The 15,961-nt window shown below is 67.2% G+C and carries 14 protein-coding genes and 2 pseudogenes; 7 read left to right on the top strand and 9 right to left on the bottom strand.

The features are described 5' to 3' along the window. Positions 1-438: 438 nt before the first annotated feature. The 3 genes from LI92_RS15320 to LI92_RS15310 all read right to left on the bottom strand — a co-directional run bounded on the left by LI92_RS15320 (position 439) and on the right by LI92_RS15310 (position 2,996). Entirely contained in the window at positions 439-1,308 is an 870-nt protein-coding gene (locus LI92_RS15320) for a TIGR03619 family F420-dependent LLM class oxidoreductase (RefSeq protein ID WP_046320268.1), read from the bottom strand. A gap of 78 nt (positions 1,309-1,386) precedes the next feature. Continuing rightward, complete coding sequence (locus LI92_RS15315) at positions 1,387-2,097, bottom strand: DUF4873 domain-containing protein (protein ID WP_046320276.1); 711 nt, start codon at positions 2,095-2,097, stop codon at positions 1,387-1,389. Continuing rightward, positions 2,094-2,996, bottom strand: coding sequence for an AurF N-oxygenase family protein (locus LI92_RS15310; protein ID WP_046320267.1), 903 nt, complete (start codon positions 2,994-2,996; stop codon positions 2,094-2,096). Before LI92_RS15310 ends, LI92_RS15315 begins: the two co-directional genes overlap by 4 nt. A gap of 224 nt (positions 2,997-3,220) precedes the next feature. On the opposite strand from LI92_RS15310, the gene LI92_RS15305 reads away from it, so the two are divergent. The 4 genes and pseudogenes from LI92_RS15305 to LI92_RS15295 all read left to right on the top strand — a co-directional run bounded on the left by LI92_RS15305 (position 3,221) and on the right by LI92_RS15295 (position 5,303). Further along, positions 3,221-3,622: a phage holin family protein gene (locus LI92_RS15305; protein WP_046320275.1), complete on the top strand. Its 402-nt coding sequence runs from the start codon at positions 3,221-3,223 to the stop codon at positions 3,620-3,622. 20 nt (positions 3,623-3,642) lie between these two features. Next, positions 3,643-3,879, top strand: a pseudogene (locus LI92_RS24375) (DNA-formamidopyrimidine glycosylase family protein); the annotation flags it as partial. A gap of 168 nt (positions 3,880-4,047) precedes the next feature. Beyond that, complete coding sequence (locus LI92_RS24370; protein WP_286135124.1) at positions 4,048-4,506, top strand: zinc finger domain-containing protein; 459 nt, start codon at positions 4,048-4,050, stop codon at positions 4,504-4,506. 47 nt (positions 4,507-4,553) lie between these two features. Beyond that, on the top strand, positions 4,554-5,303 hold the full coding sequence (locus LI92_RS15295) for an SDR family oxidoreductase (protein ID WP_046320264.1): 750 nt from the start codon (positions 4,554-4,556) through the stop codon (positions 5,301-5,303). Positions 5,304-5,325: 22 nt separating this feature from the next. Here LI92_RS15295 and cysW read toward each other — a convergent pair whose 3' ends face one another. The 4 genes from cysW to LI92_RS15275 all read right to left on the bottom strand — a co-directional run bounded on the left by cysW (position 5,326) and on the right by LI92_RS15275 (position 9,777). Beyond that, on the bottom strand, positions 5,326-6,156 hold the full coding sequence (cysW, locus tag LI92_RS15290; protein WP_046320263.1) for a sulfate ABC transporter permease subunit CysW: 831 nt from the start codon (positions 6,154-6,156) through the stop codon (positions 5,326-5,328). After that, on the bottom strand, positions 6,153-7,004 hold the full coding sequence (cysT, locus tag LI92_RS15285) for a sulfate ABC transporter permease subunit CysT (protein WP_046320273.1): 852 nt from the start codon (positions 7,002-7,004) through the stop codon (positions 6,153-6,155). The genes cysW and cysT overlap by 4 nt, the downstream gene beginning before the upstream one ends. 637 nt (positions 7,005-7,641) lie before the next feature. Further along, entirely contained in the window at positions 7,642-9,306 is a 1,665-nt protein-coding gene (pgi, locus tag LI92_RS15280) for a glucose-6-phosphate isomerase (RefSeq protein WP_046320261.1), read from the bottom strand. Positions 9,307-9,513: 207 nt separating this feature from the next. Continuing rightward, entirely contained in the window at positions 9,514-9,777 is a 264-nt protein-coding gene (locus LI92_RS15275) for a chorismate mutase (protein WP_046320259.1), read from the bottom strand. 249 nt (positions 9,778-10,026) lie between these two features. Between LI92_RS15275 and pcrA the strand changes: the two genes are divergently transcribed. Next, complete coding sequence (gene pcrA, locus LI92_RS15270) at positions 10,027-12,345, top strand: DNA helicase PcrA (protein ID WP_046320257.1); 2,319 nt, start codon at positions 10,027-10,029, stop codon at positions 12,343-12,345. 33 nt (positions 12,346-12,378) lie between these two features. On the opposite strand, the gene LI92_RS15265 is transcribed toward pcrA, so the two are convergent. Beyond that, on the bottom strand, positions 12,379-12,921 hold the full coding sequence (locus tag LI92_RS15265; RefSeq protein WP_046320255.1) for a hypothetical protein: 543 nt from the start codon (positions 12,919-12,921) through the stop codon (positions 12,379-12,381). Between the two features lie 9 nt (positions 12,922-12,930). Then, complete coding sequence (locus tag LI92_RS15260; RefSeq protein WP_082109738.1) at positions 12,931-13,938, bottom strand: M23 family metallopeptidase; 1,008 nt, start codon at positions 13,936-13,938, stop codon at positions 12,931-12,933. A 272-nt stretch (positions 13,939-14,210) separates the two neighbouring features. Between LI92_RS15260 and sucC the strand changes: the two genes are divergently transcribed. Together sucC and LI92_RS15250 are read left to right on the top strand one after the other, a co-directional pair. Then, entirely contained in the window at positions 14,211-15,386 is a 1,176-nt protein-coding gene (gene sucC, locus LI92_RS15255) for an ADP-forming succinate--CoA ligase subunit beta (protein WP_046320253.1), read from the top strand. 2 nt (positions 15,387-15,388) lie between these two features. Beyond that, positions 15,389-15,961, top strand: a pseudogene (locus LI92_RS15250) (succinate--CoA ligase subunit alpha); the annotation flags it as partial.

Genomic DNA, 15,961 nt, shown 5'->3' with positions numbered 1-15,961 from the left:
TGCCCACAACCGTGCTGCGGCGACGAGACATCGCGACCAACCCTTCTCACGGACAACCAGATTTCTGAAGCCTGTCTGAGAAAGGTAAATGAGCTGCTTAGCGCGACGCAAGGGCGCCGCGGAAAAGGCGCGGTTTGGTCAGCACTGCGTCGCAGCCCGAATCCACTGGCGTCGAGCATCGCTCTGCCCGGCCCTGGACGCAGCGGCGCGAAGCAGGCGAACAAGCCGCTGGCGCTCCAGATGGCCGGGCACAGGTGCGGCGGGCAGATACCTCTGTTGCGTCATGTCGACAACACCCCCTGCAGGTCGAAGAGAACTGCAGTACCCGCAGGAGGGTGCGGGCACGTTTTGTTCAACGCCCCGGATGCCCGGTTCTATCCCGATCGGCCTGACAGAAGCGGTGATGTGAGCGGCTGGTGGACCGGTATGTGACCGGGGTCACCCGGCCTTGGCGATCACGTGCTCGGCGAACCGCTCCAGGTTGCGGATTTTGTTCTCCAGCGGCTCGGTGTCGGGCCCCAGGATGTAGGGAACCCGAAAGCCCACGATGACATCGGTGACGCCCTTGTCTTCCAGGCGTTTGATGCCGTCGAGGGTGAATCCGTCGACCGAGATCACGTGGATCTCGAACGGGCCGGTGCGGCCCTCCTCATCCCGCAGCTGCTTGAGCCGGGTGATCAGCTGATCGAGTTCGGCGGGGTCGCCGCCGCCGTGCATCCAGCCGTCGTTGCGGGCCGCGCGGCGCAGCGCGGCGTCGGCGTGGCCACCGATCAGAATCGGGATCGGCTGGGTGGGCGCGGGGGGCATCTTGGTTTTCGGGATGTCGTAGAACTCGCCGTGGAACTCGAAGTAGTCACCCGTGGTAAGGCCCTTGATGATTTCGATGCACTCGTCCATGCGCTTGCCGCGCCGGGCGAATGGAACTCCCATCAATTCGTAGTCCTCGGGCCACGGGCTGGTGCCCACGCCCAGGGCCAGCCGGTTGTTGATCATGGCGGCCAGTGATCCGGCCTGCTTGGCCACCAGGGCCGGGGGACGGATGGGCAACTTCACCACGAAGGGGGTGAACCGCAGCGTGGAAGTGACCGCGCCCAGCGCTGCGATCAAGACGAAGGTCTCGATGAAGGCCTTGCCGTCAAGGAATTCCCGGTTGCCGTCAGGGGTGTAGGGGTAGGTGGAGTCCGATTCGAACGGGTAGGCGATGCTGTCGGGAATTGTCATGCTGTGGTACCCGGCGGCCTCAGCGGCCTTGGCGAGCGGGATGTAGTAGCTCGGGTCGGTCATCGCTTCGGCATAGGTGAACCGCACGTCGTCTCCTCGGTTTCGGATGGTCTGGACGCAGCTCTCTGCATAGCAGACGCCCCGGTCTGACCGGGTGGGGACCGGTTACCTTTGCGGCGCTGTCGCGATCTGGACATCCTCGAGAGGGAACGGGGGGAAACCGGCAGCGCCGAGCACTGTCAGCGTGCCCCACGGGGTCCGCTCGCAGATGCGGCCCTGCGCGGCGTGTTCGCCGATCCGGATGCTGACCGGCGAGCCGGTGACGCCGGTGCCGGGAATATCGGCGTAAAACATTCCCTGCCAGTGGTATTGGCCGTCGATCGGATCGAAGTGTCCGCTCAGGTGCACGCGGGTCGGGTATTCGGCGCCGACGTGCGTCAGCACCGCCGGACCGTCATAGATTTCCTCGTCGGCGCTCACCGAACCGGTGAGGTAGAACCGGGACAGTCCCCGGGTCGGCAGCAGCCGGTGTACCCGCAGCCGGGCAGCGCGCGACTCGATGCGGCTGGCTCCGCTGCGCCGCATCCCCTCAAGGAGGCGGGCCACGTACCGGGTCTGCCGGCGAGTGTGCGGGCCGGGAATCTGGAACCGGTTCGGGAAGCCGTGCCGGGCGACGACCCCGTCGGCTGCGGCAGCGGTGTCGATCAGCACCCGTGCTTTCAGCGTCTCGCCGTCGACGGTGGTCACGGTCCAGGTGTCGGTGCCGCTGTCGAATCTGGTGTGCGCCGGGTCGATGGCGCGGGCGCCCTCGATCAGCCCGTGCAGGGGCGCCGGGTCACCCAGTACCAGCACGTCGATGAGCTGGTCGTGGCTCACAGGAATCCGGCCCGCCGCCACATTCGCCGGGCCAGCCCGCCCATCAGTCCGACTTCGGTGAAGAATGCGGCCAGCGGCGCGAACGAAGTGCGGGATGCCGCATGAAAGTGCGGGTTTGCGCGCGCCACCCGGCGGGCTTCGCGACCGTTGAGCCCGGCCCGGCTGTAGACGACCGGCAGCGTGAACAGATGCCGGTAGAACGGGCCGCCGACGCCCTGCAGGTTGGCCAGCAGCATGCGCCGGTAACGAGGCATGCCCGGCACGGTGCGCCGCAGCCCGTCGCGGGCGTACTGGATGTGGCGGGCCTCCTCGGTCACATGGATGCGCATCACCCGCCGCACGATCGGCTGCAGGTCCGGGTCGTCGAGGATCTGGCGCTGCAGCGCGTCGAAGATCTCTTCGCCCACCAGCGCGGCTCCCCACAAAATGGGGCCGCGAAACAGGAAGGGCAGCGCGTTGATCACGATGCGCTCGTGCAGTCGCGGCCGTACCGGCACGCCGCCGATCCGGTCGATGGTTTTGCCGAACATCAGCATGTGGCGGGTCTCGTCGCCCAGTTCGGTCAGCGAGTAGTGGGTGCTGGGTGCGGTGGGGTTCTTGTGCATCATGTCGCGCAGCAGGGCCTGGTTGAGGATGTTCTCAAACCAGATGCCGGCCGACAGGACGTTGACCAGCTCCTGGCGCGACATCTCGATCTGTTGTTCGCGAGTCATCGCATCCCACAGGGCGGTGCCGTAGAGCGTGCACATCCGGGGCGGCAGGAAGTACTTGTCGGCCTCCAGCGGTGCGTCCCAGTCGATGTCGACCACCGGGGCGTAGGACTTCTTCACCGAGCCCTTCAGGAGGCGTTCGGCGAATTCCTCCCGGGTCGGTCCGCTCGGTCGCACGGTAGTGGTCATGACGCATTCCCCTCTCGCTCCGAAACCTCAAGCTAGAAGTCGCGGTCCGAGATGTCAATACCGCCGGTACCGGATACCGGCGGTTCGTGCCGTGGTGGCTGTGCGCCGCCGAGAGCCCGGCTCTGGCGGCGCTGGGACCGAGTTCTATCTAGCCGCCTGTGCTGCGCGGCCGCACCTTCGGCGAAGCCCGGTCTGCGGAGCCCGTGCCATGGCAAGATCTGCGCATGGGCCCCTTCCTGCTCCGCGCCGCGCTGACCGGCCTCGCCTTGTGGATCGTCACGCAGATCGTTCCCGGCATCGAGTTCGTCGGTGGTGACACCACGGCGCAAAAAGTGGGCATCATCTTCGTGGTCGCCCTGATCTTCGGCCTGGTCAACGCGTTCATCAAGCCGGTGGTCCAGCTGCTGTCCATCCCGCTCTACATCGTCACGCTGGGCCTTTTCCACGTCGTGGTCAACGCCCTGATGCTGTGGATCACCGCGTGGATCACCGACAAGACCGCCAAACACTGGGGCCTCTACATCGCCGACTTCTGGTGGGACGCCATCTGGGCGGCGATCGTGTTGTCCCTGGTGGGCTGGGTCTTGTCGCTGGTGGTGCGCAACCCGGGACGCATCTCCAGGTAGTTCCGGGCAGACTCGACAGCATGCCGGAGCTGCCCGAGGTCGAAGCGCTCGCCGACCATCTGCGCCGGCACGCCGTCGGCAACGGCATCGGCCGGATCGATGTGGCGGCGCTGTCGGTGCTCAAGACCTTCGACCCGCCGCCGTCAGCGTTGCACGGCCGGCAGGTGACCGCAGCGCACCGGTGGGGCAAGTACCTCGGGCTGCAGGCCGGGCAGCTGTTCCTCATCGCGCATCTGTCGCGGGCAGGGTGGCTGCGCTGGTCGGATCAGTTGGCGGCTGCCCCGCTGCGGCCGGGTAAGGGGCCGATAGCGTTGCGGGTGCACCTGGGTGTCCCGGGGCAGGCCCCCGGTTTCGACCTGACCGAGGCCGGCACGCAGAAGCGGCTGGCGGTCTGGCTGGTCGACGATCCGGCGAAGGTTCCGGGTATCGCCTCCCTGGGGCCGGATGCGCTGGCGATCGACGCCGAGGAGCTCGCTCGGCTACTGGCCGGCCAAACCGGCCGCATCAAAAACGTCCTCACCGATCAGAAGGTGATCGCCGGGATCGGCAACGCTTACAGCGACGAGATCCTGCATACCGCGCGGCTGTCACCTTTTGCCACCGCCGGCAAACTGTCGACCGATCAGCTGGCCGCACTGTACGAGGCCATGCACGCGGTGCTGGCCGATGCCGTGGCGCGGTCAGTGGGGCAGCAGGCCGCCACGTTGAAGGGCGAAAAGCGCTCTGGTCTGCGGGTGCACGCCCGAACGGGTCTGCCGTGCCCGGTCTGCGCCGATACGGTTCGGGAAATATCTTTTGCCGATAAGTCATTTCAGTATTGCCCGACCTGCCAAACCGGCGGAAAAGTGCTGGCCGACCGGCGGATGTCCCGGCTGCTCAAATAGGGGCGCGACATTTTTCGAAGGGCGAAGACCGCCGCTAAGCTGCCCTGGTGACCCGTCAGAGAATCCTCATCACCGGTGCCAGTTCAGGACTGGGAGCAGGCATGGCCCGCGCCTTCGCCGCGCAGGGACGTGACCTCGCCCTGTGCGCCCGCCGGACCGAACGGCTCGAAGAACTCAAAGCCGAACTGACAGCGCAGTTCCCGGGAATCACCGTGGCGGTGGCCGCGCTCGACGTGAACGACCACGACGAAATCCCGAAGGTTTTCGGGCAGTTCGCCGCGGAACTGGGTGGAATCGACCGGGTCATCGTCAATGCCGGTATCGGCAAGGGGGCCCGGCTCGGCTCGGGCAAGCTGTGGGCCAACAAGGCGACCATCGAGACGAACCTGGTCGCCGCGCTGGTGCAGATCGAGACTGCGCTCGAGATGTTCAAATCCGCCGGCGGCGGCCATCTGGTGCTGATCTCCTCGGTGTTGGGCAACAAGGGTGTTCCGGGCGTGAAGGCGGCCTACGCCGCCAGCAAGGCCGGGGTGTCGTCGCTGGGCGAGTCGCTGCGCGCGGAGTATGCGAAGGGCCCGATCAAGGTCACCGTGCTGGAACCGGGCTACATCGAATCGGAGATGACCGCCAAGACGGCGTCCACCCCGCTGATGGTGGACAACGAATCCGGGGTCAAGGCCATGGTGCGCGCCATCGAACGTGAAACCGGCCGGGCTGTTGTTCCGGCCTGGCCGTGGGTTCCGCTGGTGTGGCTGTTGCGCAGGCTGCCGCCGCGCTACACCGACCGCTTCGCCTGATCTGTCGCGCCGCAACTCCGCTTCAGTGGGTGGCCAGCTCCAGGGCTTTGGTTCTCCTGCGGTAGAGCAGCAGGGCCGCCTTGGCGACCAGGAACGCCACCGCGACACCCATCAGCAAGGTGGACACCGCGTAGGCGCCATACTCGGCCCCGCGGTGGTAGCGGTCGTTGGCCAGCAACGTCAGGGTCTGAGACTGTCCCGGCAGGTTCGATGAGACCATGATGACCGCGCCGAACTCGCCGAGGGTGCGAGCGGTGGTCAGCACAATGCCGTAGGTCAAACCCCAGCGGATCGATGGCAGGGTGACCCGCCAAAGCGTCTGCCATGCGGTGGATCCCAGTGTTGCGGCGGCCTGCTCCTGTTCGACTCCGACCTCCATGAGCACCGGCTGGACCTCGCGCACCACGAACGGCAGTGTGACGAAGATGCTCGCCAGGACCATGCCGGGCAGCCCGAAGATGATCTTGAATCCGAGGTTGTTCTCGACGAAACCCAGGGCCCCCGATGATCCCCACAATGCGATCAGCGCGACACCGACGATGATGGGGGAGACCGCGAAGGGCAGGTCGAGGATCGCCTGAAGTATGGAGCGCCCACGAAACCGGTTGCGCACCAGCAGGATCGCCGTCGATACGCCGAAAAGGGCATTCAGCGGCACCACGATAAGCGCCAGAAGCAGCGACAGTTTCAGCGCCGAAACGGCCGCCGGAGTGCTCACCCAGGCCCAAAAATGCCCCAGCCCGGGCTGGAACGTTCGGTAGAGAATCACCGACACCGGAGCGATCAGCATCACGCCGACATAGGTCAAGACGGTGGCGCGCAGCAGGTGACGCGGCTCCAGCTGGGACGTCACTGCGCCTCCTCCTCGCGCTTGGCCGCCCGCCCGCCCACCGTCCGCAGAAGCACCAGCACGGCGAACGAGATCGCCAACAACACGATCGATATTGCCGCAGCACTGGTGTGGTCGTCGTTTTCGACCAGCGCACGGATCCACTGCGAGGAAACTTCGGTCTTGCCCGGCACCGCGCCGCCGATCGTCACCACCGAACCGAACTCGGCGACACACCGCGAGAACGCGAGTCCGGCACCGGTCAGCAGCGCCGGCTGCAGCGAAGGCAGCACGACCGTCGTGAACGCGGTGAGGCGCGAGGCGCCCAGTGCCGCGGCGGCTTCCTCAACATCGCGATCGATCTCCAGCAGCACCGGTTGAACGGCGCGGACGACCAGCGGCAGCGTGACGAAGGCCAGCGCCATCGCCACTCCGGGTGGCGTGTGCTGCAGATGAATGCCGATCGGGCTGGAGTTGCCGTACAGGGCGAGCATCACCAGGCTGGTGACGATGGTCGGCAGCGCGAAAGGCAGGTCGATCAGCGCGTCGATCACGCCCTTTCCGGCGAAGTCGTCGCGCACCAACACCCAGGCGGTCGCCAGACCGAACACCATGTCCAGCGCCGTCACCAGCACTGAGATCGTGAGTGTGACGCGGAACGATTCGAGGGCCGCGTGGGAGGTGACGGCCAGCTGGAAGCCCTGCCACCCCTTACCGCCCGCCTTCCAGGCGATGGCGAGCAACGGCAGGAGCACGATCACCGACAGCCACAGCGTCGTCACGCCGATGCGAAGCGGTGTCACCACACCTCGGCCACCCGCGGGGCCCGTAACGGGCACCGCGACGTTGGGGCCCGGCGAGGTGGCCGGGATGTGCTGTGCCGGCTTCAGCGCGGTGACGACCGTCATCGGGTGAACCCGAACGAAGAATGCATGGCTGGCCTCCCCATACCAATACCTGTGATTCGGCATCGGTCACCGAAGGTGGTGACGACCGAGAATGAGCTGGTGGCGGAAGAGTCAGCGACAACAGCGCAGGCCACGCCCGGCGCCGCCGCGGACGGCATTGCGCTGGCGAACCAACGCCATCGAGACGCGTCGCCGAGCCGGGGTTGGCAGCTGCATGCGGCGTAGCTTAAAGAAACGTCGATGCGGGAATCTTTATCGTGTTGCGATGTGTCATCGGGCGAGGGCCAACCGGTGCCGGTCGGCGCGCGCCGCTGCGGAGGCCTCAGCCGGTAACCCCGTGAGCAAGGCATCTTGGCGCGGGGGTGCGGCGGCGGGCTCAGCGCCGACTGCGCCGGCCCTGCGGGAAATCGCCGTCACCAGGTGCATATTCGCCGCGGCTGGACTTGCGCGGGCGGTGGAGCGTCCGGCCTCATGCCGCGGTGACGCGCACCGACCGCGGCGCGCAGAGCCCCTCCGGGCGCGGAGGCGGCCGCGGACCCGGACGCACCGGCACCGGCGGCCCGCCGAAAAAGTCACGGTGAGGGAAAGCCGCGAGACCGCCCTAGGTAGCGCGACCGCGCGCCGCGCGGTAGCGGCGCACCAGGGCGTCCGTAGAACTGTCGGTTTGCCGCTGCGGGGCGGCGTCGCCGGTGATCACCGGAAGCAGTGCCTTGGCCTGCGTCTTGCCCAGCTCCACACCCCACTGGTCGAACGAATCGATGCCCCACACCACGCCCTCGGTGAACACCTGATGCTCGTAAAGCGCGATCAGCTGGCCCAGCACCGACGGGGTCAGTCGGGTCGCCAGGATCGAGGTGGTGGGCCGATTGCCCGGCATAACCTTGTGCGGGACGACATCTGCGGGGGTTCCCTCGGCGGCGATCTCCTGCGCGCTCTTGCCGAAGGCCAGCACCTGGGTTTGGGCGAAGAAGTTGCTCATCAACAGGTCGTGCATGCTGCCCGACCCGTCTGCGGTGGCTAAGTCGTCGACGGGTTGCGAGAAGCCGATGAAGTCGGCCGGCACCAGACGGGTCCCCTGGTGCAGCAATTGGTAGAACGCGTGCTGGCCGTTGGTTCCCGGCTCGCCCCAATAGATTTCACCGGTATCGGTGCTGACCGGTGTGCCGTCCGCCCGGGTCGACTTGCCATTGGACTCCATGGTGAGCTGCTGCAGGTAGGCGGCGAAGCGGTCCAGGTCGTTGGAGTAGGGCAGCACGGCGCGAGACTGTGCGCCGAAGAAGTTGGAGTACCACAACGCGATCAGTCCCAGCAGCACCGGCGCATTGGATTCCAGTGGCGCAGTGCGGAAATGTTCGTCCACGATATGAAAGCCCGACAGGAACTCGGCGAAGCGCTCCCGGCCGATCACCGCCATCACTGACAGTCCTATCGCCGAATCCACTGAGTACCGTCCACCGACCCAGTCCCAGAAGCCGAACATGTTGGCGGTGTCGATGCCGAACTCTGCGACCCGCGCCTCGTGGGTGGAGACCGCCACGAAGTGCCGGGCGACGGCGTCGTCGCCGAGCGCGTCGGTGAGCCAGCGCCGGGCCGCGGTGGCGTTGGTCAGGGTCTCTAGTGTCGAGAATGTCTTGGAGGCGACGATGAACAGCGTGCTGGCGGGGTCCAGGCCGGCCAGCTTCGCGGTCAGGTCAGCCGGGTCGACATTGGAGACGAAGCGGGCCGAGATACCGGCGTCGGCATAGTGCCGCAGCGCCCGGTCGACCATGACGGGACCAAGGTCGGAGCCACCGATGCCGATGTTGACGACGGTGCGGATGCGTTCGCCGGTGGCGCCGGTCCATGCGCCGCTGCGCAGCCGATCGGTGAAATCGGCCATGGCGTCCAACACTGCGTGGACGTCGGCCACCACATCCTGGCCGTCGACGCTCAGCGCGGCGTCACGCGGCAGCCGCAGGGCGGTGTGCAGCACGGCCCGGTCCTCGGAGGTGTTGATGTGTTCTCCGGCGAACATCGCGTCGCGCCGGTCCTCCAGGCCGGCCGTGCGGGCCAGCTCGAGCAGCAGCCGGATGGTCTCGCCGGTGATCCGGTTCTTGCTGTAGTCGATGTAGAGGTCGCCCACGGTCACGGTGAATGTGGTGCCACGGTCGGGATCGTCGGCGAAGAACTGCCGCAGGTGCGTCTCGCCGATCTGCCGATGGTGCTTGCGCAACGCGTCCCAGGCCGGGGTGGCAGAGATGTCGGCGATCTGCTGGACGGAGCTCATTCTCCGACATTAGCGGCGACCGCTAGCGCGGCGGAGCCGGGCGCGGCGGGTCGCCGGAGGTTCCCGCGGCGACCGCTGGCGCGGCGGAGCCGGGCGCGGCGGGTCGCCGGAGGTTCCCGCGGCGACCGCTGGCGCGGCGGAGCCGGGCGCGGCGGGTCGGCGGAGGTTCCCGCGGCGACCGCTGGCGCGGCGGAGCCGGGCGCGGGTCTAGTGGCCGAGCCGGCCGCGGCCCAACCGCAGCAGCAGCATGGCCAGGTCCTTGCCGTCCTCACCGAGTTCGCTGTAGCGCTCCAGCACCTTCATCTCCCGGCTGTGCACCAGCCGGGTACCGCCGGAGGCCATCCGGAGTTTGCCGATCTCCTGGGCCACGGCGGTGCGGCGCTTGACCGCGGCCAGGATCTCGGCGTCGAGCCGGTCGATCTCGTGGCGCAGTTCCTCGATGTCGGGCAGCTGTTGGGATTGGGCAGACATGATCAGGACTCCAGGTTCTCGCTGTTGGGTGGTTTCTGGTCCCATTCGGCGATCCGGCCTCACACAACAGACGAGCCCCGGGCCGGCGAAGCGGACCGCGGGGCGCAGGCGTTGCGCTTAAACCACGGGCACCGCTGTTCGGTACCCGTAGAAAAATCGACGCCGCGTGTCGAGCACGAACCGAGTGTGCCACTAACGGCAGTGCCAGCGCAAAGACTGTCGCCCGGCGGCGGTACGTTGGGGGACGCTATGACCTTGCACGCCAGTCCGCACACCGACCATCTCCTCGAGGGCCTCAACCCGCAGCAGCGCCGGGCCGTGTTGCACGAGGGCTCTCCGCTGCTGATCGTGGCAGGAGCAGGTTCGGGCAAGACGGCGGTGCTGACCCGGCGTATCGCCTACCTGCTGGCCGCCCGGGACGTCGGGGTGGGACAGATCCTGGCCATCACCTTCACCAATAAGGCCGCCGCCGAGATGCGCGAGCGGGTGTCGAGCCTGGTGGGCCCCCGGGCCCGGGTGATGTGGGTGTCGACGTTCCACTCCACCTGCGTGCGGATCCTGCGCAACCAGGCCTCGGTGGTCCCCGGCCTGAACTCCAACTTCTCGATCTATGACGCCGACGACTCGCGGCGGCTGCTGCTGATGATCGGCCGCGACATGGGCCTCGACGTCAAACGGCACTCGCCGCGACTGCTGGCCAATGCCATCTCCAACCTGAAGAACGAATTGATCGACCCGGACCGGGCGCTGGCCGACCTCACCGAGGATTCCGACGAACTGAGCCGGGTGGTGGCCGCCGTCTACGCCGAGTACCAGCGTCGGCTGCGTTCGGCCAACGCCCTGGACTTCGATGACCTCATCGGAGAGACGGTCGCAATACTGCAGGCCTTCCCGGAGATCGCCCAGCACTATCGCCGCAGGTTCCGGCACATCCTGGTCGACGAGTATCAGGACACCAACCATGCCCAGTACATGTTGGTGCGCGAGCTCGCCGGCCACGGACCGCAGGCCGGTGAGGGCAACTCCGAACTGCCGCCCGCCGAACTGTGCGTGGTCGGTGACGCCGATCAGTCGATCTACGCCTTCCGCGGCGCCACCATCCGCAACATCGAGGATTTCGAACGCGACTATCCCGACGCGACCACCATCCTGCTGGAGCAGAATTACCGCTCCACGCAGAACATTCTCTCGGCGGCCAACGCGCTGATCGCCTGCAACTCCGGGCGCCGGGAGAAGCGACTGTGGACTGACGCCGGCGACGGCGAACTGATCGTCGGTTACGTTGCCGACAACGAGCATGACGAGGCGCGGTTCGTCGCGCAGGAGATCGACGCCCTGACCGAGGCCGGCACGGTCAACTACAGCGACGTGGCGGTGTTCTACCGCACCAACAACTCGTCGCGGTCGCTGGAAGAGGTGTTCATCCGCAGCGGCATCCCGTACAAAGTCGTCGGCGGTGTGCGCTTCTACGAACGCAAAGAGATCCGCGACATCATCGCCTACCTGCGGGTGCTGGACAACCCCGGCGACGCGGTGAGCCTGCGACGCATTCTCAACACCCCCCGCCGGGGTATCGGGGACCGCGCGGAGGCGTGTGTGGCGGTGCATGCGGAGAACACCGGCGTGGGATTCGCGGCCGCACTGGCAGCCGCCGCCGAGGGCTCCGTACCGATGCTCAACAGCCGTTCGCAGAACGCCATTGCCGCTTTCGTCGCGATGCTCGAGGAGTTGCGGGCGCATCTGAACACCTGCGACGACGACCTGGGCTCGCTGGTGGAGCTGGTGCTCGACCGGACCGGTTACCGCAAGGAACTGGAGGCCTCGACCGACCCGCAGGATCTGGCTCGGCTGGACAACATCAACGAATTGGTCAGCGTTGCCCACGAATTCAGCATCGACCGGGCCAACGCGCTCGCCGAACAAGACGGCACCGTCGAGGAGGACGTGCCCGATGTCGGTGTGCTGGCGGCGTTCTTGGAACGGGTTTCGCTGATCGCCGACACCGACGAGATTCCCGAACACGGGGCCGGGATGGTCACCTTGATGACCTTGCACACCGCCAAGGGGCTGGAGTTCCCGGTGGTGTTCGTGGTCGGCTGGGAGGACGGCATGTTCCCGCACATGCGCTCGCTGGGGGATGCCCGCGAGTTGTCCGAGGAACGCCGGCTGGCCTACGTCGGTCTGACCCGGGCGCGCCAACGGCTGTACCTGAGCCGGGCCAAGGTGCGCTCGTCGTGGGGCCAGCCGATGCTGAACCCGGAATCGCGATTCCTGCGGGAGATCCCGCAGCACCTCATCGACTGGCGGCGCACCGAGGCCAGCGTCGCGCCGAGCGCACCGGTCAGCGGCGCCGGCCGGTTCGGCACGCCGCGGCCGGCGCCGAGCCGATCAGGCAACCGGCCGTTGCTGGTCCTGGCGCCGGGGGACCGGGTGTCGCACGACAAGTACGGCCTGGGCCGGGTGGAGGAAGTCTCGGGGGTGGGCGAGTCGGCCATGTCACTGATCGATTTCGGCAGCTCGGGGCGGGTCAAGCTGATGCACAACCATGCCCCGGTGACCAAGCTTTAGCGGGTCGCCGCCAACAATCCCGCGGGTCAACCCTCAGATCCCGAACAACCAGCGTCGGGTGGCCGGCTGCAGTGCCGCGGCGATGGTGGCCAGCTGGAATACCGGGATGACGTGCACGATGGCCGGCACCCGCGCTCCCGCCAGGAACAGACTCCCGAACGTCAACAGGGCGACCACCATCCCGACCGTGATCAGCAAGCGGCCCAGCGGACGCCGGAGCAGCAGCATGATCACTCCGGAAACCGTGGTGCCGCCGAACACCAGGGTCAGGAAGCCGACCGCGACGCAGAACAGCCGGTCGGTCTGCCACCAGCTCGCGATGAGGTCGGTGGACACCACCGAGGTGGCCCAGCAGCTGAGCAACGCCAGCACGCAGGCGCCGATCGCGGCGGCTGAGCTGGGGTAGCGCGTGGACAACGGCGCCGGTCCGGGCGGGGCCACCGGCGGTATCGGCTGCGCCCCGGTCACGATCGGAAAGGCACCGGTGGGTGCCCGACGGATGATGCGGCTGGGCGAACCAGTCGGAGGTTGAGGAGCAGGGGTCGCGCCGGCAGCGGGCTGGTGGCGGTCGCTCACTCTTCCAGGTTAGGCGAAATTGATCCCGCGTTTGGCGAGCCAGGAGGTCGGGTCGATGCGGGTGGTGCCGTTCTGCAGCACCTCGAAGTGCAGGTGCGGGCCGGTCGAGTAACCGCGGTTGCCCATCTCGGCGATCTGGTCGCCCGCCATCACGCGCTCACCGACGCTGACCAGTGACCGGTTGATGTGGCCGTAGAGGGTCACGGTGCCGTCGGAGTGGCGCAGCTTGACGAGCATGCCGTAGCCGCCGCTGGGGCCCGACTCGATGACCACGCCGTCCGAAGCCGCCAGGATCGGGGTCCCGATCGCGTTGGCGATGTCGATACCGGCGTGCAGCACACCCCAGCGGTAGCCGAAGTTCGACGTGAACGCGCCCTGGGTGGGTGCCACGAACAGCGGGCGCTGCAGCCGGGCCTCGCGCTCGGCGCGCTCCTGCGCGAACGCCATCCCCTTGGCCAGCTCCTCGTTGTGCACGACGACGTTCGCGGCGGCTTTGACCGTGATCATCTGCAAGCCGTGGCTGGAGGTGGTGGTGGTCCCGTCGTTGATGGCCGTCTTGCTGGCCGCCAGCACAGCGGGCCGCGCGACGGGGTCGCCGGAGGGGTGGGTGACGGCGTGTGCGGCGGCGGCGGCAGCGCCGGCCGCCATGGCTGCGATCATGACGCGGCTCTTGACGGCACTGGTGGGCTGACTGCGGTGCCTGCCGCCACGCGCGGGCCGGGGGGCGGCCTGCTCCGGGTGGTAATAGCCCTGGTCGGGGTAGCCCTCGGGGGGCATCACGAGCCGCAGGACAGGCATGTTGTCGGTGTCGGTGAGGTCGTCCAGTTCGGGGGCCAGCAGCACGTCGGACATCTCATCGAACGGGTCGTCGTCAAGCGCTACGGGGGGCCAGTCGAACTCGTTGAACGCAATGATGTCGGTGACCTCGGCCGGGCCTGGCACCGAAGACCGCGCGCCGTTTCGACGACGGGAAGCATGTCCCCCGTAAACCGGACGCATCGGTACACCGTGCTGCATCAGCCTGGAAATTCCTCTGGGTCGTGATCAGAACGTTATAAACAGCTGGACCTGGTGACCGTAACCACTCCCGTCGGAGCCTGGCAAGCTATCGGTCAAATACGCGCGGGAATGTGAACCTAATCACGTTTTTTCCGCGGTGAGATGTGCCACAGCAGTGGGACGCGAGGAGGGAACCTCGCCGCAGGGTCGATACAGTGCCTCGGGAGCTAGATCTTCTGACAATCCGACAGCGCCGGCTTGCCGGCGACCCGCAATAAGACAGTGAGCCCATGGATCTTTTCGAGTATCAGGCGAAGGAGCTGTTCGCCAAGCACAACGTGCCCACCACCCCCGGCCGGGTAACCACCTCGGCGGAGGACGCCAAGGCCATCGCCACCGAGATCGGTCGGCCGGTCATGGTGAAGGCGCAGGTCAAGGTCGGCGGCCGTGGCAAGGCCGGTGGCGTCAAGTACGCCGCCACCCCGGACGACGCGTTCACGCATGCGCAGAACATCCTCGGCCTCGACATCAAGGGCCACGTCGTCAAGAAGCTGCTGGTGGCCGAGGCGAGCGACATCGCCGAGGAGTACTACATCTCCTTCCTGCTCGACCGCTCCAACCGCACCTACCTGGCCATGTGCTCGGTCGAGGGCGGCATGGAGATCGAAGAGGTCGCCGCCACCAAGCCGGAGCGGCTGGCCAAGGTGCCCGTCGACGCGGTCAAGGGCGTCGACCTGGCGTTCGCCCGCTCGATCGCCGAGCAGGGTCACCTGCCCGCTGAGGTGCTCGACGCCGCCGCGGTGACGATTCAGAAGCTGTGGGAGGTCTTCGTCGCCGAAGACGCCACCCTGGTCGAGGTCAACCCGCTGGTGCGCACCCCGGACGACCAGATCCTGGCCCTGGACGGCAAGGTCACCCTGGACGGCAACGCCGAGTTCCGCCAGCCCGGCCACGCCGAGTTCGCCGACCTCGACGCCACCGACCCGCTGGAGATCAAGGCCAAGCAGCACGACCTGAACTACGTCAAGCTCGACGGCGAGGTCGGCATCATCGGCAACGGTGCGGGCCTGGTCATGTCCACGCTGGACGTCACCGCCTACGCCGGCGAGAAGCACGGCGGCGTGAAGCCGGCCAACTTCCTCGACATCGGCGGCGGCGCCTCCGCGGAGGTGATGGCCGCCGGTCTGGACGTCATCCTGGGTGACTCGCAGGTCAAGAGCGTCTTCGTCAACGTCTTCGGTGGAATCACCGCCTGCGACGCGGTGGCCAACGGCATCGTGTCGGCGCTGGAGATTCTCGGCGACGCCGCGACCAAGCCGCTCGTGGTGCGTCTCGACGGCAACAACGTCGAGGAGGGCCGGGCGATCCTGGCCAAGGCCAACCACCCGCTGGTGACCGTCGTCCCCACCATGGACGAGGCCGCCGACAAGGCCGCGGAGCTGGCCAACGCTGGAAAGGACGCGTAAGCATGTCGATCTTTGTCAACAAGGACAGCAAGGTCATCGTCCAGGGCATCACCGGTGCCGAGGCCACCAAGCACACCGCGCGGATGCTTGCCGCCGGCACCCAGATCGTCGGCGGGGTCAACGCCCGCAAGGCCGGCACCACGGTCGGGCACAAGGACAAGGACGGCAACGACGTCGAGCTGCCGGTGTTCGGCAGCGTGGCCGAGGCGATGGAGAAGACCGGCGCCGACGTGTCGATCGCGTTCGTGCCGCCGAAGTTCGCCAAGGACGCTATGATCGAGGCCATCGACGCCGAGATTCCGCTGCTGGTCGTCATCACCGAGGGCATCCCGGTGCAGGACAGTGCCTACGCGTGGGCCTACAACGTCGACAAGGGCACCAAGACTCGCATCATCGGGCCGAACTGTCCGGGCATCATCACCCCCGGCGAGTGCCTGGTCGGCATCACCCCGGCCAACATCAGCGGCAGCGGCCCGATCGGGCTGGTGTCCAAGTCGGGCACCTTGACCTACCAGATGATGTTCGAGCTGCGGGACTTCGGGTTCTCCACCGCCATCGGAATCGGCGGCGACCCG

This window comes from Mycobacterium sp. UM_Kg1, assembly GCF_000972925.1.
GTDB lineage: Bacteria > Actinomycetota > Actinomycetes > Mycobacteriales > Mycobacteriaceae > Mycobacterium > Mycobacterium hiberniae.
This window is presented reverse-complemented; position numbering and strand designations above follow the sequence as displayed.